Source organism: Rugamonas sp. FW305-51 (genome assembly GCF_058786935.1).
In genome coordinates, this window is record NZ_JBYSZG010000050.1 from 22,236 (window position 1) to 42,192 (window position 19,957).

17 protein-coding genes are annotated in these 19,957 nt (G+C 68.9%); 6 read left to right on the top strand and 11 right to left on the bottom strand.

What is annotated here, in order from left to right:
• Positions 1-18: 18 nt before the first annotated feature.
• Genes AC3WOS_RS24300 through AC3WOS_RS24315 form a run of 4 tightly spaced genes read right to left on the bottom strand, consistent with a single transcriptional unit; the run spans position 19 to position 5,142 of the window.
• Positions 19-1,947 carry an acyl-CoA synthetase gene (locus tag AC3WOS_RS24300; protein ID WP_492719339.1) on the bottom strand — a complete coding sequence of 643 codons (1,929 nt, stop codon included), beginning with the start codon at positions 1,945-1,947 and terminating at the stop codon, positions 19-21.
• A 22-nt stretch (positions 1,948-1,969) separates the two neighbouring features.
• Positions 1,970-2,998, bottom strand: a complete 1,029-nt coding sequence (locus AC3WOS_RS24305; protein WP_492719341.1) for an alcohol dehydrogenase catalytic domain-containing protein — start codon at positions 2,996-2,998, stop codon at positions 1,970-1,972.
• Positions 2,995-3,951: a fumarylacetoacetate hydrolase family protein gene (locus AC3WOS_RS24310; protein WP_492719342.1), complete on the bottom strand. Its 957-nt coding sequence runs from the start codon at positions 3,949-3,951 to the stop codon at positions 2,995-2,997. The genes AC3WOS_RS24305 and AC3WOS_RS24310 overlap by 4 nt, the downstream gene beginning before the upstream one ends.
• Before the next feature lie 48 nt (positions 3,952-3,999).
• Positions 4,000-5,142 carry a VOC family protein gene (locus AC3WOS_RS24315; RefSeq protein ID WP_492719344.1) on the bottom strand — a complete coding sequence of 381 codons (1,143 nt, stop codon included), beginning with the start codon at positions 5,140-5,142 and terminating at the stop codon, positions 4,000-4,002.
• 147 nt (positions 5,143-5,289) lie between these two features.
• Between AC3WOS_RS24315 and AC3WOS_RS24320 the strand changes: the two genes are divergently transcribed.
• From AC3WOS_RS24320 to AC3WOS_RS24345, 6 genes are all read left to right on the top strand, one after another.
• Entirely contained in the window at positions 5,290-5,970 is a 681-nt protein-coding gene (locus AC3WOS_RS24320; RefSeq protein WP_492719346.1) for a TetR/AcrR family transcriptional regulator, read from the top strand.
• Between the two features lie 72 nt (positions 5,971-6,042).
• A complete protein-coding gene (locus AC3WOS_RS24325) occupies positions 6,043-6,747 on the top strand; it encodes a TetR/AcrR family transcriptional regulator (protein ID WP_492719348.1) in 705 nt (234 codons plus the stop codon).
• 319 nt (positions 6,748-7,066) lie between these two features.
• Entirely contained in the window at positions 7,067-8,170 is a 1,104-nt protein-coding gene (locus AC3WOS_RS24330; protein ID WP_492719350.1) for an efflux RND transporter periplasmic adaptor subunit, read from the top strand.
• Positions 8,167-11,220: an efflux RND transporter permease subunit gene (locus tag AC3WOS_RS24335; RefSeq protein WP_492719352.1), complete on the top strand. Its 3,054-nt coding sequence runs from the start codon at positions 8,167-8,169 to the stop codon at positions 11,218-11,220. Before AC3WOS_RS24330 ends, AC3WOS_RS24335 begins: the two co-directional genes overlap by 4 nt.
• A gap of 34 nt (positions 11,221-11,254) precedes the next feature.
• On the top strand, positions 11,255-12,625 hold the full coding sequence (locus AC3WOS_RS24340) for a TolC family outer membrane protein (protein ID WP_492719354.1): 1,371 nt from the start codon (positions 11,255-11,257) through the stop codon (positions 12,623-12,625).
• Between the two features lie 24 nt (positions 12,626-12,649).
• Entirely contained in the window at positions 12,650-12,865 is a 216-nt protein-coding gene (locus tag AC3WOS_RS24345) for a hypothetical protein (RefSeq protein ID WP_492719356.1), read from the top strand.
• A 55-nt stretch (positions 12,866-12,920) separates the two neighbouring features.
• Here AC3WOS_RS24345 and AC3WOS_RS24350 read toward each other — a convergent pair whose 3' ends face one another.
• From AC3WOS_RS24350 to AC3WOS_RS24380, 7 genes are read right to left on the bottom strand one after another with little or no spacing between them, the layout of a single operon-like run.
• Positions 12,921-13,385, bottom strand: a complete 465-nt coding sequence (locus AC3WOS_RS24350) for a DoxX family protein (protein WP_492719358.1) — start codon at positions 13,383-13,385, stop codon at positions 12,921-12,923.
• Positions 13,382-14,422 carry a 4-hydroxy-2-oxovalerate aldolase gene (dmpG, locus tag AC3WOS_RS24355; RefSeq protein ID WP_492719360.1) on the bottom strand — a complete coding sequence of 347 codons (1,041 nt, stop codon included), beginning with the start codon at positions 14,420-14,422 and terminating at the stop codon, positions 13,382-13,384. The genes AC3WOS_RS24350 and dmpG overlap by 4 nt, the downstream gene beginning before the upstream one ends.
• A complete protein-coding gene (locus AC3WOS_RS24360) occupies positions 14,419-15,393 on the bottom strand; it encodes an acetaldehyde dehydrogenase (acetylating) (protein WP_492719362.1) in 975 nt (324 codons plus the stop codon). The genes dmpG and AC3WOS_RS24360 overlap by 4 nt, the downstream gene beginning before the upstream one ends.
• Before the next feature lie 7 nt (positions 15,394-15,400).
• The gene (locus AC3WOS_RS24365) at positions 15,401-16,192 is read right to left on the bottom strand and encodes a 2-keto-4-pentenoate hydratase (RefSeq protein WP_492719364.1); all 792 of its coding nucleotides are present in this window, start codon (positions 16,190-16,192) and stop codon (positions 15,401-15,403) included.
• Positions 16,189-17,916 (bottom strand): bifunctional 3-(3-hydroxy-phenyl)propionate/3-hydroxycinnamic acid hydroxylase MhpA, encoded by a 1,728-nt coding sequence (gene mhpA / locus AC3WOS_RS24370; protein WP_492719366.1) that lies wholly within the window; start codon positions 17,914-17,916, stop codon positions 16,189-16,191. Before mhpA ends, AC3WOS_RS24365 begins: the two co-directional genes overlap by 4 nt.
• Before the next feature lie 27 nt (positions 17,917-17,943).
• Positions 17,944-18,936, bottom strand: a complete 993-nt coding sequence (locus AC3WOS_RS24375; protein ID WP_492719368.1) for a VOC family protein — start codon at positions 18,934-18,936, stop codon at positions 17,944-17,946.
• Positions 18,933-19,799, bottom strand: a complete 867-nt coding sequence (locus tag AC3WOS_RS24380; protein WP_492719370.1) for an alpha/beta fold hydrolase — start codon at positions 19,797-19,799, stop codon at positions 18,933-18,935. The genes AC3WOS_RS24375 and AC3WOS_RS24380 overlap by 4 nt, the downstream gene beginning before the upstream one ends.
• Between the last annotated feature and the right edge of the window lie 158 nt (positions 19,800-19,957).

The following is a 19,957-nucleotide window of genomic DNA, read 5'->3' on the forward strand; positions in this document are numbered from 1 at the left end:
GCGTCGGCTTGTGCTGTTTCAGTCCACTTGCAGGATGTCGATGGCGTAGCTGAAGCCGGCCAGTGCGGCGCGGGCGCGCTCCGCTTGCGCCGTCGTCACCTGGATCGTGGCGACCGCGCCGCGGCGGGCGTCGGCCGCCACATGGACAGTGGCGTCCACGCCGTTCTCGGTCAGCCGTTGGCGGAACACGTGGGCGGCGGCGCGCATCCGCAGCTCACCCTTGGCGACCTTGCCGACGGCCGTCAGCGCCATCTGGTCCAGGACTTCGATCCGCACCGGGACGGCGGCCCGCTCGGGCACCAGTTCGCGCGCGGCGGCCAGCAACTCTTCCGGCGTCATGGCGGCGCCGGGCTTGAGCGTCACATAGGCCACCGCCAGCTCGCCGGCATGTTCGTCGGGCTGGCCGACGGCCGCCACCAGCGTGACGGCCCGGTGCCGCAGCAGGGCGTCCTCGATCATGGCCGGATCGATGTTGTGGCCGCCGCGGATGATGAGATCCTTGGCGCGGCCGGTCAGGTGCAGGAAGCCGTCATCGTCCAGGTAGCCCAGGTCGCCCGTGTTGAGCCAGCCCGGCGCCAGCCAGATGCCGCGGTTGTCCTGTTCATTGAGGTAGCCGGGGAAGACGTTGGGGCCGCAGATGCCGATCACGCCCGTCTCGCCGGCCAGGCAGGCACGCACGGCCCGGCCGGCGCTGTCGACCTGCCAGATTTGCAGCGCCTGGTGGGGCAGGCGCAGGCCCACGCTGCCGGCGCGGTGGCTGCCGTCGGTCGGGTTGAGCGTCGACACGCAGGCGCCCTCGGTCAGGCCATAGCCTTCGCACAGGGGAATGCCGGCCGTTTCCTCGAAGCGGCGTGCCACGTCGGCCGGCAGCGGGGCCGCGCCGCAGAAGGCATGGCGCAGCGTGGACAGGTCGGCGCCGTCGCGCGGCAGGGCGGCCAGCGTGGCGAAGATGGTGGGTACGCCACTGAAGGTGGTGGCGCCGAAGCGCTGCACCAGGCGCCAGAAGTTGGCCATCACGTCCTTGCCGCGGTAGCCCTGCGGGGTGAGCATGACCACGCCCCAGCCGCTGTGGAACGCCGCCAGGCCCGTCACCATGGCGCCATTGACATGGAACAGGGGCAGTCCGCACAGCACGACGTGCGGCCGCGATTCCAGCACCCCCAGCATGCAGGCGACAAAGGTTTCGTTCAGGTGGGTATGGACGGCGATCTTGGGCAGGCCGGTGGTGCCGCCGGTATGGAAATAGGCGCAGCGGTCGCCGCCTTCGATGACGCGTCCCGATACCAGGTGGTCGGCCGGTTCCTTGCGCAGCGCGGCGTCGAACGGCAGCAGCTTCAGGCCGGTGCGCTGCGGCTTGGGCGCACCCAGGTACAGCGCGCGCAGCGCTTCGGCGCTGGCCTGGTCGACATACGCGTCCAGGCTCACCACGAACATGGTGCGCAGCGACGGGCAGCGCTCGGCCACGGCCACCGCCTTGTCCCAGCCGTCGCTGCCGGGCACCGGCGCCATCGCCACCAGGGCGGTGGCGCCGGTGGCGTTGACGATGCTGACGATGTGTTCCACGTCCAGCAAGGGATTGATCGGGCTGGCGATGCCGGCCGCCTGCGCGCCCAGCAGCGCGTAATGGGTTTCCGGCAGGTTGGGCAACAGCAGCGCCACCGCCTGCTGCGCGGTGACGCCGGCGCGGTGGAAGGCGTTGGCGGCACGCGTTACCTGTTCCATCAGCGTGGCGTAGCGGATCGCGAATTGTGGCGCGTCCGTGGCGCCGGTCAGCACGAAGCGCAGCGCGGTGCGGTCGGGATGGCGCTGGCACGCCAGCCGCAGCAGATCATAGGTGTTTTCGGCCGGCAGCTGCTGCTGCCAGGGTGTGATTTCGAAATTGCGCAGCTCTTGCAGCGAACGGATGGCGGCAGCCGGTGCCGTCGCAATGGGGGTCAAGTCAGACATGGTGGCTCCGTAGTGGGGCAAGTCAGTAGGTGGTGGGCAGCAGCACGGCGCGGCCGGGGCGGCGCTGTTCGACGTGGTGATGGGCGGCGGCCACGTCGACCAGGCGGTAGCCCTGCGGTGACGGCACGACCGGCAATGCGGCGGCGTATGCGGCCAGGCGGATCAGCGCATCGGGGTCCGGCCGGAACACGGTCCAGGCGTAGCACGCCCCGCGCGGCACCCCGGCGGCGCTGCGCCGCTTGCGGTACAGCGCGGCCAGCGCACCGCCCACCAGGCCGTGGCGGTCGAACAATCCAAGCAGCGGATGGACCGTGGTGGCATGGCCCGCTGCGTCCGGCGCCAGCAACGCCACCAGCCGGGCGTCGTCGTCCCAGTTGGCGAAATTGAGGGTGGCGGCGAAGTGCCGGGGCAGCGATTCCAGCGCCTGGCTGTGCCGGTTCAGTACCAGATCGGCGCCGGCGGCGCCGCAGGCGGCCGAACCCTGGCTGCCGGCAATCGCCGTGACGTGGGCGCCCATCTGCTTCAACAGGGGCAGGGCGATCATGCCCAGGCCGCCCGAAGCGCCATGCACCAGCACCTTGCGGCCTTGCACGCTGGCGCGCGTGATGCCGGCGCCGTCCAGGGCGCGGCACACGGTCAGGAAGTTGTAGGGCAGGGTGGCCAGCAGCGCGGCGCCGACGCCGGCCGGCTGCGCCAGCGCGTGGCTGGCGTCGAGCGCCACATGGGTGGCGTGCGTGCCCTGGCGCGACGGTGGCTTGGCGCCGAACACGGCGTCGCCCTCGCGCCAGCCGGCCACGCCGGGGCCGACCGCGCACACGGTGCCGGCGAAGTCGCTGCCCAGCACCAGTGGCAGGCGGGCCGCGCCCATCAATCCCAGCAGCTTGCGGCCGTAGCCGGCGCGGCGCCGCACGTCGATCGGATTGACGGCGGCGGCGGCCACCTGCACCACGATCTGGCCGGCGCGCGGCTGCGGCAGCGGCACGGCATGCACTTGCAGGCGCCGGGTGTCGCCGAACTGCTCGACGGCGGCAGCCAGGCAGGGGCCGCTCATGCCGCCACCACCCGGTTGCGCTGTTCGCCCAGGTCGAGCCGGCCGTCGTCGCTGCGGATGGCGGCCGTGATGATGTCGCCCGGCTGCAGGTAGGCCGGGTTGCCCAGCCCCTTCTGGATGAACAAACGCCATTTGGTGGCGTCCGACAGCACATGGCGCATCAGCCACATGGCCAGCTTGCCCGGCGCGCGCGCGGCGCAGCCGGCCGGGGTGCCGGTGGCGATCAGGTCGCCCGGTTCCAGGTCGTGCAGGGCCGACAGCTCGGTGAGGGTCTGGTGCGGCTTGTAGATCATGTCGCCGCAGTAGCTGTCCTGGCGCGGCTGGCCATTGACGGCCAGCTGCATGCGCAGCTCCGGCCAGCGCAGCCATTCCTCGGCGTCCAGCAGCAGCAGGTAGGGGCCGGCCGGACCGAAGGTGCGGTAGCTCTTGCCCTTGTAGAACTGGCCCTGCGGCAGCTGCACGTCGCGCGCCGAGATGTCGTTGACGATGGTGACGCCGGCCAGCCAGTGGTGCAGTTCGCCGGCGCCGATGGTGGCGGCCCCGCGCAACGGACGCCGCATGACCAGGCCCAGTTCGATCTCGTAGTCGAGCAGGCGCACGTGGGCCGGTCGCACCACGTTGTCGTAGGCCGACGTCAGCGACGAGGGCGCCTTGGTGAACATGGTGTTGAAACCGATGCGCGCCGGGTCCATGCCCGATTCGCGCACATGGCTGGCGTAATTGATACCCTGGCACAGGAACTGGCGGTCGCGCGTGATGGGCGACAGCAGCGTCACCTGGGCCAGCGGCAACGTGGCTCGGGCCGGCGTGCTGGCGCGCGCCAGCTCCATGCCTTCGTTGACGAAACCGGCGGTGCTGGCGTGGCGGCACGGCAGCGGCGCGATGCGCTGCCCATGCACCACACCCCAGCCCGGAACTCCCTCGTGCAGATAGTGTACGACCGTAATTGCCATGATGTTCTCCTGTTGCTCTGTTGTTGGAATGGATGGGGGACGGCTGCCTTACAGCCAGGGACGGGGACGGCCCATGGCGCGGCCCAGCAGCTTGAGGCGCGCGGCCGACAGCCGGCCCCGCCACAGCAGGCGCAGCACCTTGAACACGGTGCCCAGGTCGCGCTGCACGCCCATCGAGGCCGGCACGTCGTCGCCCCAGGCCCAGATGCCTGACAGCTCCAGCGGCACGTAGTGGGTGGGATAGTCGGCCGTGAAGACGTCGCCGTCCGTGTAGTGCTCGAACTCCATGCCGTCCGGGTCGTACCAGTAGTCGAACAGCTGGCTGCCCAGCACGTGGCGGCCGATGCCCCACATGTGGCGGTGGCCATTGGCGCGCAGCACGTTGTGGCCCTGGCCCAGCGCGTCCAGGTCGACCACTTCGTAGGCGCTGTGCTCATATTTCTCCTCGATGCCGCCGGCCAGCACGAAGCTGTGGTGGTCGGCCGGCGTGGCGCCCAGGTCGAGCCGGAAGAAGCACAGGTTGGGCGAGCCGTCCTCCAGGTACTGCACGTCGGTGGGGATCAGGCCCAGGTGGCGCATATACCACTGCGCCATGGTGGGGAAGTCGGCGGTTTGCATCACCACGTGGCCCAGGCGGGCGATGGCGGCCGGCTCCAGCGGCGGGCGCACCGTGGCGTTAATGCGCGGCAGGTGGCCGACGCTGTTGGTGTGCGGGTGCAGCGGCGCGCGCAGCGGCAGCGGCGCCACCGTCTGTTGGCCGCAGACGAGCCACAGCAGGTTGCCGGCCGGGTCGACCAGTTCGACGCCGCTGCCGCCGCCAGGGACGGCGCCGGGCGGCAGGCGGCGCGCGCCGGCCTGCCGTTCCAGCGTGGCCAGTTCGGCCTCGCCGGCCACGCTGAAGGCGGCGCCCAGGTAGCGCGAGGCGGCGCCGCGGCGCGCCAGGTAGAGGCAGGGGGCCGGGCCGTTGCCGCGCATTTGCAACTGGTCTGCGCTGCGCGTCACCGTGCTCATGCCGAAGTCGGTGAGGAAGTTCTCTGTTGCGTCGAAGTTACACTTCTCGAACATGAGGAAGGCCAGGGCGTCGGCCTTGACCAGGGCGGCCGGCCGTTCCAGCTTTTGTACCACCGGCGGCAGGGCGTGTTCCGGGTAGGCGGGCGGTGTGCGCAGCGTGGCGCGCGAAGATGCGGTCATGGTGTCTCCTGGTGGGCAGGTTCGCCGGGAAGGCGATCAATTATCGTTTAAAAGTGACATTATCGTCAGAATGACTTTGATGTCAACTGGAATTTTCGTATAATCTAGCCCATGGAGCCGCATCGGCGGCGCCGCACAAGGCAGATTATGAAACCAGAGAACACACCGAATCACCGCACGCGGGTCGCGGCCGAACGTCGGGAGAGAACCCGCGGCCGGCTGCTGGAGAGCGCGCTGTTCGTGTTTTCCCGCAAGGGGCCGCAGGCCGTCATCGAGGATGTCATCGCGCAGGCCGGCATGGCGCGCGGCTCCTTCTATAACTACTTCCGCACCAACGAGGAATTGCTGGCCGCGCTGGCCGCCGAGATCAACAACGAACTGATACGCGCCATCGATCCGCTGGTGCAGCGGCTGGCCAGTCCAGTCGAGCGGGTGGCCTGCGGGGCGCGCCTGCAGCTGCACGCGATCACCCAGTTCCCCCACTTCGGCGCCTTTTTGTCGCGCCTGCCGTTCCCGACTGCCAACAGCAGCCTGCTGGGACTGCGCTTCCTGACGCGCGACATCGCCACCGGCATAGGTGCCCAGCTGTTTCGTCATGTCGAGCAGCGGGTGGCCGTGGATCTGGTGGCGGGGGTGGTGCTGAGCGCGGCCTACGCGCTGGCCAGCGAAACGCTGCAGCACGACTATCCCGAGCAGAGCGTATGCCAGATGCTGCAGGGGCTGGGCGTGGACAGCGCCGAGGCGCAGCGCATCGTCGCCTTGCCGCTGCCGGCCCTGGCGCTGCCCGACAGTGCCTTGCTGCTGCGGGCGCAAGTCGAGCGGAGATAATGTCCGGTGTCAGGCTGACGGTTCGGCGAATCTGGTATCATCGCAGCCGAACTCACTGCCTGGACCACCACGATGCCCGTTGCCGCCCCACCGCCCGACCACCGCACCCGCGTAGCCGCCGAACGCCGCGAACGCATGCGCAAGCGCCTGATCGAAAGCGCGCTGATCGTCTTTGCGCAAAAAGGCGTGGGCGCCAGCGTGATTCCCGACGTCGTGGCGGCGGCCGAAGTGTCGCAAGGCTCGTTCTATAACTATTTCCGCACCAATGACGATCTGCTGATCGCCGTCAGCGACGAGATCAACAACGAAATGCTGCTGCTGATCGAAGCCGTGGTGGGCACCGTCGAAGAGCCGGCGCTGCGGGTGGCCACGGCGATCCGCTGCTATCTGCACCTGGCCCGCTCCTGCCGGCTGGTGGCGCGCTTCGTTTCCAGCGCCGGCCTGCGGGTGGCAGGCGCCAAGAGCGTGTTGTACGACGTGCTGCCGCCCGACCTGGAGGAGGGCGTCAAGAGCGGGCGGTTCGACGCCGTTGCGTTGCCGGTCGCCGTTGACGTCATCAAAGGGACGGTATTGGTGGCGTTGGCGCGCATGGCCCAGGGCCGCATCGCCAAGGATTATCCGGAACAGATCGTGCAAGCGATCTTGCGCTCGCTGGGCATGAGCAGCGCCGAGGCGGCACAGCTGACGGCCGTGCCATTGCCCCGCCTGAGCGTGCCGGACGAGTCGCTGCTGGCCAGGGCCCAGGCACGCTTCACGGCGGCCAGCGCCGAGAGCTGACCCTGGCGGCCGAATGGGCCGCCTCCGCACCAGGGCGGCCACCGGGTTGCCCCTTTCCTTCGCCTTTCCTTCGCCTGGCCTGCCGGGCCGCGCGCTCCGCGCACTTCGCCTCTTCCATTTCCCATTTTCTTGCATTCCTGTCATGCCGGCGCGGCATCCGTACGCCTGCGCGGCCCGCGTCCATCCGTCATTCTGAATAATTTTCTAAAATGTACGGAACGTCATAATGACAAATGCGTCGTTATGGTATATATTGCCGTTATTAAATACCTTTGCCGGCCCTGATGGGCGGCGTCAGACCCCGACAGGAGGATGGAAATTGAAAAAGTATTATCAAACGGCAACCCTCGCCGTCATCGCGGCCCAGCTGCTGGCAGGATGCACCCAGGCGCCGGCGCCTGCCCATGAAGAAGTGCGTCCCGTGCGCACCGTGGTGGCCGGTCATTCGACGGGCGCGCTGGGCGCGGCCTACTCGGGCGAAGTCCGGGCCCGCTACGAAAGCCAGCTGGGCTTCCGCACCGCCGGCAAGATCGTGACGCGCCTGGTGGAGGTGGGCAGCCACGTGCGGGCCGGCCAGCCGCTGCTGCAGCTCGATACGGCCCAGGAGCAGTTGCAGGTCACGGCCGCGGGCGCCGATACCGATGCGGCCCGCAGCCGGGTGGCCCAGGCGCGCGTCGACCTGCAGCGCCTGCAGCAGCTGCAAGGCCGCAATTTCGCCGCCCAGGCCGAAGTGGACCAGCAACGCCTGGTGCTCGACCAGGCCGTGGCGCAGTTGCGCGCGGCCCAGGCGCGCGAGCAGCTCAACACCAACCTGCGCGGCTACACGACGCTGGTGGCCGACCGCGACGGCGTGGTCAGCGCCATCAACGCCGAAGCGGGCCAGGTGGTGGCCGCCGGTCAGCCGGTGGTATCGCTGGCGGCCGACGGCGAGCGTGAAGTGGCCATCAGCGTGCCCGAGTCGCGCGTGGACGAATTGCGCAACGCGCGCACCCTGCAGGTGACGGTGTGGGCCCATCCGGGCCAGTCGTGGCGCGGCACCTTGCGCCAGCTGGCGCCCGATACCGACAGCGTGACGCGCACCTATTCGGCCCGCGTCACGATAGAACAGCCCGACCCGGCCCTGCTGCGGCTGGGCATGACGGCCAGCGTGGCCACGCCGGAAGCGGACGGCCGCACGGCCATCCGCCTGCCGCTGACGGCCATCGTCGACCAGGGCAAGCAAAGCCAGGTGTGGCTGGTGGACGCCAAGTCGCACCGGGTGGCGGCGCGCACCGTGCAGCTGGGCGGCGCCCAGAGCGACAGCGTGCTGGTGACCAGCGGCCTGGCCGGCGGCGAGACCGTGGTCAGCGCCGGCGTCCACATGCTGCAGCCGGGCCAGCTGGTCCAGCCGGAAGCGGCGGCGGCCACGGGAGGTGGCAAATGAAAGGCCTCAACCTGTCCGAATGGGCGCTCAAGCACCAGCAAATGGTGGCTTTCCTGCTGCTGCTACTGAGCGTGGCCGGCATCCTGGCCTACAACAGCCTGGGTCAGAAGGAAGACCCGGAATTCACCATCAAGACCATGGTGGTGCAAACCTACTGGCCCGGCAGCTCGGCCCAGCAGATGGCCGACCAGGTGACCGACCTGATGGAGCGCAAGCTGCAGGGCGTGGCCGAGATCGACTACATGTCGACCTACGTCAAGCCGGGCGAAACCCAGATCAAGATCAACCTGCGCGAAGCGGTGCCGCCCTCGCGCGTGCCGGACGTGTGGTACCAGGTGCGCAAGAAGCTGGGCGACATCCGGCAAAGCCTGCCGCAAGGCGTGCAAGGCCCGTTCTATAACGATGAATTCGGCGACACCTTCGGCAATATGTACGCCGTCACGGGCGACGGCTTCAACTACGCCGACCTGCGCAAGATGGCCGACGCGGCCCGCAACGAATTCCTGCGGGTGGCCGACGTCAACAAGGTCGAACTGCTGGGCAAGCAGGAGGAAAAGATCTACGTCGAAACCTCGACCGCCAAGCTGGCGTCGCTGGGACTGGATCCGGCCCTGATCGCCGCCACCCTGGCCCAGACCAACGCGGTGGCCGCCGCCGGCGCCGTGCAGACCACCAACGAACAGGTGCGCCTGACCGTCAGCGGCGAGTTCGACTCGGTCGAGAACATCCGCGCCATCGGCATCCGCGCCGGCCAGCGCACCTTTCGCCTGGGCGATATCGCCGACGTGCGGCGCGGTTTCGCCGAGCCGGCCGTGGCGCGCATGCGCTTCAACGGCCAGCAGGCCCTGGGCCTGGCCGTCAGCATGCGCAAGGGCGGCGATGTGATCCACCTGGGACAGCAGCTCGACGCGACCGTCAAGCGCATCCAGGCCAGCCTGCCGGTGGGCGTGCAGCTGCACGCCGTGAGCGACCAGCCGCACGTGGTGGCGCATTCCGTGCATGAATTCAAGAAGAGCCTGGCCGAGGCGGTGCTGATCGTGCTGGCCGTGAGCTTCTTCTCGCTGGGCGTGCGCACCGGCCTGGTGGTGGCGCTGTGCATTCCGCTGGTGCTGGGCATGACCTTCCTCGTGATGTATATGCTCGGTATCGACCTGCAGCGCATTTCGCTGGGCGCGCTGATCATCGCCCTGGGCCTGCTGGTGGACGACGCCATCATCGCGGTGGAAATGATGGCGCTCAAGCTCGAGCAGGGCTGGGACAAGTTCCGCGCTGCCACCTATGCCTACACGGCGACCGCCTTCCCCATGCTGACCGGTACCCTGATCACGGCGGCCGGCTTCCTGCCGGTGGGTTTCGCCAAGTCGGGCACGGGTGAATACGTCTATTCGCTGTTCCAGGTGGTGGGCATCGCGCTGATCCTGTCATGGGTGGTGGCAGTGGTGTTTACGCCCTACATCGGCTTCAAGCTGCTCAAGGAAGAGCCGCACGCCCACCATGACGAGGACGCGGTCTACCAGCGCGGCTTCTACCTCAAGTTCCGCCACGTGGTCGACTTCTGCCTGCGCCACCGCGGCCTGGTGATCGGCTTCACGCTGCTGCTGTTCGCCGGTTCGCTGATGCTGTTCAAGGCCGTGCCGCAGCAGTTCTTCCCCGCGTCGGACCGCGGCGAACTGATGGTCGATATGTGGATGCCCAAGGCCTCCACCTTCGAGGCCAGCGAACGCGAAGTGCGCCAGCTGGAGACGCTGCTCAAGGGCGATCCCGACATCGAGGCCGTGACCAGCTTCGTGGGCGACGGCGCACCGCGCTTCTACCTGCCGCTGGACGTGCAGACGCCCAACCTGAACCTGGGCGAGATGATGGTCATGACCAAGGGCGGCGAGGCGCGCGAACGCGTGGTCGTCAAGCTGCGCCAGCTGTTCGAGAAGCGCTTTGCCAACGTGCGTGGCCGCGTCAACCGGCTCGAGAACGGGCCGCCGGTCGGCTATCCCGTGCAGTTCCGCGTATTCGGCAACGATCCGGCCAAGGTGCGCGAGATCGCCGCCAGGGCAGGCGCCATCGTGCGCGCCAATCCCCACGTGCGGGCCGTGAACGAGGACTGGGGCGAGCGCGTCAAGCGGGTGCGGGTGGACGTCGACCAGGACAAGGCACGCGCACTGGGCGTGAGCTCGATCCAGATCAAGACGGCGCTGGAAGCGTCGCTGTCGGGCACCCCGATCACCCAGTACCGCGAGGACGACCAGTCGATTGCCGTGATGGCGCGCCTGGTGGCCGCCGAGCGCACCGACCTGAACAACCTGAAGGACGCCAAGATCTATCTGCGTGACGGCAAGTTCGTGCCCGTATCGCAAGTGGCCCGCCTGTCGCTCGACAGCGAGGAAAGCGAATTGTGGCGCCGTAACCGCATCCCGACCCTGACGGTGCGGGCCGACATCGAAGGCGCGCAGGCGCCGGACGTGACGGGCGCGCTGTGGCCCAAGCTGGAGGCGATGAACAAGGATCTGCCGCTCGGCTACGGCATCGAAGTGGGCGGCGCCGCCGAATCGAGCGCCAAGGCGCAGCACTCCGTGTTCGCCGTGATGCCGGTCACCCTGATCGCCGTGCTGGTGCTGCTGATGATACAGCTGCAGGACATGAAGAAGATGGTGCTGGTGCTGCTGACGGCGCCGCTGGGCCTGATCGGCGTGGCCGCGATCATGGCCGCGTTCCGTATCCCGTTCGGCTTCGTCGCCATGCTGGGCGTGATCGCACTGGCCGGGATGATCATCCGCAACTCGGTGATCCTGGTGGTGCAGATCGACCAGGACGTGGAGCAGGGCGTGCCCCTGTGGACGGCGATCGTGGAGGCAGCCGTGCGCCGCCTGCGCCCCATCGTGCTGACGGCGCTGGCCGCCATCCTGGCCATGGTGCCGCTGACGGAATCGGTGTTCTGGGGCCCGATGGCCTGGGCCATCATGGGCGGCCTGGCGGTGGCGACGCTGTTGACGCTGCTGTTCCTGCCGGCGCTGTACGCGGCGTGCTACCGGGCCGTGCGCCCCGACGCGGCCTGAGAGGCTGAGAGCCACCACCTGATAGGAGATAGAAATGAAACAGTTGAATCATTGGACCGGCAGCCTGCTGCTGGCCGCGTCCGCGGTGCTGACCCTGGCGCCGCAGGCGGCCGGGGCCCAGGTGCTGGACCTGGTGGGCGCCTACCGCCAGGCCCTGCACAACGACCCCACCAGCCTGGCGGCCGACGCCGCGCTGGAGGCCGGACGCGAGCTGGCGGTGCAGGGCGACGCCTTGCTCAAGCCGCGCCTGAACCTGCTGGCCGGCGTGAACCGCATGCACGAGCATATGAACAGCGACCTGCCGGCCGAGGCGGCGACCCTGCTGCCGACCGACAGCAGCGGCACCGCTCGCCAGGCCACGCTGCAGCTGGTGCAGCCGCTGTACCAGCAGGGCGCGCGCGCCAGCCGGCGCCAGTTGCACGAGCAGAGCGTGCTGGCCGCGACCCGCTTCGACGCCGAGCGCGAGGCGCTGGCCTTGCGGGTGGCCGAAGTCTACCTGGGCGTGGTGGTGGCGCAGGAGGCGCTGCGGGTGGAGCAGGCTGAACACGCGGCGGTGCTGCAGCAGCGCGACCGCGCCCAGGCCCGTTTCGAAGTCGGCCACGGCAAGATCACCGAAGTGCACGAAGCGCAGGCGCGGCTGGACGGCGTCCAGGCCCGCTTGCTGACGGCCCAGTCCCTGCTGGAACTGCGCCAGGCGCAGTTCCGCGAAACGGTGGGGGCCGCGCCGCAGCAACTGGCGCCGCTGGCGCCCGGCTTTGCACCGCGCCAGCCGGAACCGGCCAACCTGGCGGCCTGGCAGGTCCGTGGCGAGGCGGCCAACACCCAGGTCCGCAGCCAGCGCTCGGCGCTGGAAATCGCGGGAGCGGAGCTCGACAAGAACCGGCTGATGGCCCGGCCCACGGTGGACCTGGTGGCCAGCTACGGCAGCAAGAACCAGAGCGGCGGCCTGTCGGCGCTGGTGGCGCCCAACGGCGAGCGCAGCGCCTCCATCGGGCTGCAATTGAACGTGCCGCTGTACGCGGGCGGCGGGCTCGATTCGCGCCAGCGCGAGGCGGCGGCCCGCCGCACGCAGGCGGAGCGGGAGCTGGACGCGGCCCGGCGCGACGTGCGCCTGAAGGTACAGGAGGGTTATCTGGCCGTCACCACGGGCGTGGCGCGGGTGGCGGCGCTGGAGCAGGCGCTGGTGTCGGCGCGCAGCGCGCTGCAGGCCACCAGCCTGGGGCGCGACGTGGGCACCCGCACCGTGCTCGACGTGCTCGATGCCGAGCAGCGCGTGGCGGTGGCGGAACGGGAGCTGCTGCAGGCCCGTGCCGACTACCTGCTGGGACGCTTGCGGCTGGCCGCGGCGGCCGGCGAGTTGAGCGAAGAGAGCCTGCGCGCGCTGGGCCCCTGGTTCGCTTCTTGATTATTGCGCGACGAGGAGACTGACATGCTGCTGTTAATGACTGACATAAATGGCCGGAAGAAGCCGGCGACGCTCCCCGTGCGCTCGCGCGAGGAGTTGGCGAAGGAACGGGAGCGCTTGGCCACGGCGCCGTTCCGCGCCGTCATCGATTACTTCCGGCTGGATGTGGACCGTCATTCGACGGCAGCCGATACCGGGACGGACGGGCCGGCATCGCAGCCCGCACGCAAGCGCGACTGACAGCGCCGCCTGGCCTGCAACTTCGCGCGGCCAGGCGGCGTAAGTTCGGATTCGATCAGAATCCGGTGTGCGGCGCCGCCCGGACGGCCTGGCGGCGCGCATCGACGCTGGCAGCGCCTGCCCCGGCCACGGCCAGCGCCAGGAAGCCGCCGGCCATCGCCAGGTTTTTCATGAACATGGCCGCCTGCAGCGCATCTCCGAAATTGTGGTGGAACAGGGCGGCTGAAACGATGCAGAACACGGCCAGGCCCAGCGCCGCCGGACGTGTCCGGGCGCCCAGCAGGATGGCCAGGCCGCCGCCCAGTTCCAGCACGATCACTGCCGGCAGCAGCGCGCCGGAGACCCCCGCCGCCTGCATCATCGTCACCGTGGCGGCATAACGGCCCATCTTGTCGGCGCCGGCCGCGATGAAGATCAGCGCCATCAGGATGCGCGCCATGAGCAGGACGGCGTTGCGGTGCTTGTCCATGGGGTGCGACGCCGTCGCCAGATGGCGCATGGTTGGTCTGGACTTGTTCATCGGGCCACCTCCACTGGCGAGCCGGCGTCGCGCGCCTTGAGCAGGTCCAGGGCGACATCGACGATCATGTCTTCCTGTCCGCCCACCATGCGGCGGCGGCCCAGTTCGACCAGGATGTCCATCGTCGCCAGGCCGTATTTGGCGGCCGCCGCCTCCGAGTGGCGCAGGAAGCTGCTGTAGACGCCGGCATAGCCCAGGGCCAGCGTTTCGCGGTCGACCCGCACCGGCCGGTCCTGCAGCGGCCGCACGATATCGTCGGCCGCGTTCATCAGTGCGAACAGGTCGCAGCCGTGGTCCCAGCCCAGGCGGGCGGCGGCGGCGATGAACACTTCCAGCGGCGCATTGCCGGCCCCGGCGCCCATGCCGGCCAGGCTGGCGTCGATGCGGTCGCAGCCTTCCTCCACGGCGACGATGCTGTTGGCCACGCCGAGACTGAGGTTGTGGTGGGCGTGGATGCCGGTCTGCGTTTCCGGCCGCAGCGTGTCCTTGAAGGCGCGGAAGCGGTCGCGCACGTCGGCCATGCCCAGCGCGCCGCCGGAATCGACCACGTAGCAGCAGGTGGCGCCGTAGCTTTCCATCAGCTTGGCCTGGTCGGCCAGGCCTTGCGGGCTTTGCATATGGCTCATCATCAGGAAGCCGACGGCGTCCATGCCCAGCTCGCGCGCATACTCGATGTGCTGGCGCGCGATATCGGCCTCGGTGCAGTGGGTGGCCACGCGCACCACGCGCGCGCCCGCATCGTACGCGGCGCGCAGGTCGTGCAGGGTGGCGATGCCGGGCAACATCAGGGTGGCGATCCGCGCGTGCTGCACGACTTCGGCCACGGCCGCGATCCATTCCACGTCCGTATGGGCGCCGAAACCGTAATTGAAGCTGCCGCCCTGCAGGCCGTCGCCATGGGCCACTTCGATCGAATCGACGCCGGCGGCGTCGAGCGCGCGGGCGATCTGCTGCATCTGCGCCAGGCTGTACTGGTGCCGTATGGCGTGGCTGCCATCGCGCAGGGTGACGTCGGAAATATACAGTTTCTTGTTCATTGCTGGCTCCAGGGAGTGGCGGTGGTGGCGGCGTTGCGCCGGCGCTGCGCCATGTGTTCGGCGGCGCGCAGGGCGGCGCTGGTCATGATGTCGAGGTTGCCGGCGTAGGCCGGCAGGTAATGGGCGGCGCCTTCCACCTCGAGGAAGATCGAGGTTTTCAGGCCGCTCATGCGCGGGCCGATGCCGGGAATGTTGATCGCCTGGCCGGGGCCGATGCGGTCGAACTGGACTTGCTGCTTGAGCCGGTAGCCCGGCACATAGGCCTGCACGGCGGCGGCCATGGTGGCCACCGAATCGGCGATGGCCGCTTCGTCGGCCAGCTCGCTCAGGGTGTAGACGGTGTCGCGCATGATCATGGGCGGTTCGGCCGGGTTAAGGATGATGATGGCCTTGCCCTTGCGCGCGCCGCCCACCGTTTCGATGGCGCGCGACGTGGTTTCCGTGAACTCGTCGATATTGGCGCGGGTGCCCGGGCCGGCCGAGCGGCTCGCGATCGAGGCGATGATCTCCGCATAATGGACCGTGGCCACCCGCGCCACCGCCGCCACCATGGGGATGGTGGCCTGGCCGCCGCAGGTGACCATGTTGACGTTGAGCGCCTCGTTGCACACATAGCCATTGACCACCGGTACGCAGTACGGGCCGATGGCCGCCGGCGTCAGGTCGATGCAGATGATGTCCGGGCGTACCGTCCGCAGCAGCGCGTCGTTGTGGTGGTGGGCGCTGGCCGAGGTGGCGTCGAACACGATGCCGATGTCGGCGAACTGCGGCATGCGCAGCAGTCCTTCGACGCCCTCGTGGCAGGTGGCCACGCCGAGACGGGCCGCGCGCGCCAGGCCGTCGGAGCCGGCGTCGATGCCGACCATGACGCTAAGCTCGATGTGGGCCGCGTGGCGCAGGATCTTGAACATCAGGTCGGTGCCGATGTTGCCGCTGCCGATGATGGCAGCCTTGATTTTTTCAGTAGTCATGTGTTCCTCAAATTAGGCGGCAACCAACGTTGCCAAGTCCGCCGACGATGGCGTGCAGCTGGTCGCCGGCCGCGATGGGCACCATGGGGCCGAGCGCCCCGGACAGCACCACCTGGCCGGCCTGCAGGGGCTGGCCCAGGCGGGCCATGGTGCGGGCCAGCCAGTAGGCCGCGCGCAAGGGGTGGCCCAGGCAGGCCGCGCCGGAGCCGATCGAGACCAGCTGGCCGTTGCGGTAGAACTGCATGCCGGCCTCGCCCAGCGACAGCTGTCCCAGCGCGACAGGCTGGTGGCCCAGCACGTAGACGCCGCACGAGGCGTTGTCGGCCACCGTGTCTTCCAGCTTGATCTTCCAGTCCGTGATGGCGCTGTCGACGATTTCGATGGCCGGCAGCGCGTAGGCGAGCGAGTGCAGGAACTCGCCCCAGCTGGGGGCGGGGCCGGCCAGGGTCTGGCCGACGACGAAGGCGATTTCCACTTCCGCCTTGGGCTGCAGCAGCCGGGCTGCCGGAATGGTGTCGCCATCGACATATTCCATGTCGTCGAACAGCACGCCGAAATCGGGCTGGTCGACGCCCAGCTGCTGCTGCACGGCGAGCGAGGTCAGGCCGATCTTGCTGCCCACGATGCGCGCGCCATGCGCCAGCCGGGCGGCCGTGTTGATGGCCGCCACGGCGTAGGCCTGTTCCAGTCCGGCGATGCCGTGGCTGACGGTAATGGGGGCGATGGTGACGCCGCTGGCGCGGGCTTGGGCCAGCGCGGCGGCCGCTTCGGCCAGTATGTTGCGGTCAGGAGCGTTCATGCGGCCTCCCGGACTGCCAGCTGTTCGGGCTGCCCCAGCTGCGTGCGCAAGGCGGCCACCAGTTGGCCGGCCGCCGCCGCGCCGACCATGCCGAAGGCGAATTTGTCCGGCCGGACCAGGGCCACGGCGCCCGCGCCCACGCCGCTGCGTGCAAACCATTCCACGCCATGGCCGCTCAGGTCTTCCAGTTCCACCAGTCCGGCCGGGCCGTTGCGGGCCACCGTGCCCTGTGGACGGCCGCCGTGCGGGTAGAGCGTCACGTAGCTGGTGCCGAGCGCGTCGAGCAGCTGCCGGTCGGCGGGCTTGAGGTGGATGCGCGGATCGACGCCGGCGCCGATCAGGGCGTAGCCGTGGCCCGTCACCTGGTCCAGCAGCAGCTGCTTGCCGTTGCGGGTCAGGACCATGGGCTGCGGCGTCAGGCGGCCCTCCGGCCCGCTGCGCTTGCGGCGCGCCAGGCCGAAATAGCCGCCCTGGGCATAGACCGGTTGCGGCTTGAACTTCGCTTCGCTGAGCAGGGTGCGCAAGCCCGGCGTGTGCTGGATCAGCCGCACCAGGCCGTTGCGCAGCATGGCCTTGACGGGATTGGACATGGACACGAAGTCCTTCATCAGGATGGACGTGTCTATCATGGCCTTGGCGTGCGGCAGCCGTTCGCTCTGGTAGGTGTCGAGCAGTTGTTCGCCCGCCGTGCCGGCCAGCACCGCGTCCAGCTTCCAGGCCAGGTTGTAGGCATCGCGTACGCCGGCGTTCATGCCCTGGCCGATGAATTGCGGCGTCATGTGGGCCGCGTCGCCGGCCAGGAACACCCGGCCGCGGCGCCATTCCTGCGCCACCAGGGCGTTGAAGGTGTAGACCAGGCGGCGCAGGATGGTGACCTTGTCCATGTCCACGTAGCGCGACAGGTACTGGCGCACCGTGGCCGGGTCTTCCATGTATTCCCGGCTTTGGCCGGGCATCAGCATGAATTCGAAGCGGTGGTGGCCGTTGGGCTGGCGGCAACTGACGGTGGGGCAGGCCGGGTCGCAATAGAAATTGAAGTAGGGCAGGTGGCGCAGGCAATCCTCGCCGGGGTTTTCCTTGATGTCGACCACCAGCCACGGGTTGGGGAAGCTCTGGCCCGTCATCTGGACGCCGAGCTGGGTGCGGGTGACGCTGCGGCCCCCTTCGCAGGCGACGAAGTACTTACCCCGCACCATTTGCTCGCCCGGTTGCGGAACGGGTGTGGTGCCAGCCGGCGGTGCCGCTTTGCTGTAGTGCTGGCTCAGGCTGGCCAGGTGGAATACCTGCACGCTCTGGCCATCCTGTTCGCTGCGGGTCACTTCGCGTCCGCGCCGCAGGCGCACCGACGGATAGCGCGCCAGCAGGGCCGCCATCTTCTCCTCCAGGAAGGGCTGATAGAACAGGTTGCAGATCGGCCAGCCGTAGGGGCGTGCCAGGTGGCGGTACTGGTTCAGCACCGTGCCGTCGGGCAGCACCCACTGGAACGGCATGTCGAGCAGCATGTCGTCCGCCAGTTCCTGGGCCAGGTTGGCGTGCTGGAAGATGCGCATGCATTCGTCGTCCGTGTAGACGGCGCGGGCGTTGCCGTAGAACTGGGGCTCGCGCTCCAGTATCAGCACGCTGCGGCCCTGCTGGCCCAGCAGGTGGGCCAGCGTCAGGCCGGTCGGCCCCAGGCCGGAAATGACCACGTCGTATTCGAACGCGGCGTCGGATTCGGCATTCATGTTGTTGTCTCCAATTGTCGTGTTGTGTCAAAAACCGTTGGGCATGAATTCCTTGCCCACCAGGGAACGCAGCGCGCGCCCCAGTTCGCCCAGCTTGTCGGCCACCGTCTGGCGCGGCTGGTGGCCCCAGATGCTGATGCCCTGGTGGACGCTGGGCCGCCAGTCGTGTTCATCGACGACGATGGGCTGCCAGCCGAACTCGATCTCGAAGCCCGACGGCGTGCGCACGTAGAACGACAGTTCCTTGTCGTTGGTGTGCTGGCCCATGCCCAGTACGATGGAATAGCCCAGCTGGCGGCAGCGCACATAGGCCGCCGTCAGGTCGTCCAGCGTGGCCGCCTGCACGTTGAAATGCTGGATGCGGGTGCGGATCGGGTCCATGCGCCGCCCGCGGGTGCAGGCCACGGCGATCGAGTGGTGGCGCGGGTTCAGGCGCAGGAAGCGGATGTCGAGCGTCAGCCCGCTGATGTGGGCCTCGATGTCGTCGCTGTGGCGGGCGTCGAAGATGTCGTGCCAGAACGCCAGCATGGCTTCCGGCTGGCGCGACGTGATGGCCACGTGGCCCATGCCGGACTCGCCGGTCACAAAGGCGCTGGTGCGCATGCGCAGCGGCCCATCATGCAGTAGCGCCAGGGTGAACAGCTCGATCTGCAAGCCCTTGGGACCGGTGCACTGCCAGAAGGAGGCCACGCCACGGGTGCGCGCCTGCTCCGCCGTGGCGCGGGTGACGGCGATCCGGCGCGCGCGCAGCCGGGCCAGCACTTCGTCCAGCGCGTCCTGGTCGCGCAGCTGCCAGCCGATGGCGACCACGTCTTCCGCAGCGCCGGCCTGCACGATCAGGCGGCGCTGGTGCTGGTCCATGCGCAAGGCCAGCAGCTGATCGTCGCGATGGGCCAGCTCCATGCCGAGTGCGTCCTGGCCGAACTGGTGCCAGTCGTCCAGCCGGCTCGATTCGACCACCAGGTAGCCGATCCGCACCGCGTTGAACAGCGAGCCGGGGGTGGGGCGGTTGCCGTTCATGGCTGCCCCTGCTGGCCGGCGCCGTGTTCCAGCAGGAAGGCGGTGGTGACGGCGTTGAACTGGGCGGCCCGTTCCCACTGCACCCAGTGGCCCGTTTCGCTGAACAGGTGGACGTCGCAGCGGCGCATGCGCTGTTGCAGCGCGCTGGCGCCGGAAGGCCGGTTGACCTTGTCCTCGGTGCCCCACAGCACCAGTGTGGGCGTGTCGCACTGTTGCAGGCGCGGGTCGCGGGTGAAGTCGAGCTTGCGGAAACTGGGCCAGCCCTTGGGGCGGCGCAGCGGCGGCGCCGCGATCACTTCCGGATCGACGCTGGAGCGGTAGCGCTCGGCGATGACGGCGGCGCTGACCTTGGTGCCGTCGTAGACCAGGTCGCCGCGGATGAAGCGGGTCAGCTTTTCCATGCTGGGACCGTCGCCGTTGTAGTAATCGAACAGGCGGTTCAGGCCCGGGGTGGGCAGGGCGCGCGTGGTGCCCACGCCGCCTGGCCCCATCAGCACCAGCCGCGCGGCGCGGTCGGGATGGTCGAGTGCGAGGCGCAAGGCGCAGGCGCCGCCCAGCGAATTGCCGATCAGGTGGGCGCTGCCGATCTGCAGGGTATCCAGCAGGCCGGCCATGCTGCCGGCCAGGTCGCCGAACGGGTCGCTGCGGTTGATGCCCTTGGTCGACTGGCCGTAGCCGGGCATGTCCGGCACCAGCACGCGGAAATGCCGGGCCAGCGCCGCGATGTTCCTGGTGTAGTTGGACACGCCGGAGGCGCCGGGGCCGCCGCCATGCAGCATCAGCACGGCGGGCCCTTGCCCGGCCTCGGCCAGGTGGATGCTGCGGCCTCCGACCTGGATTTTTCTTGTTGCCAGTGTTGGCATTTCAAGCTCGTTATTCATTATGCGTCGTCTCCTCTGGTGGCGACCGACAGTGCTCGCCTGGATCGAACATTACATGTTTTTCGACATAAATGTCAAGTTGACGTAAATGTCGAGTCGATGTGTTTGTCGAGATGTGGATGTCGCGCCATAGGCGGGAC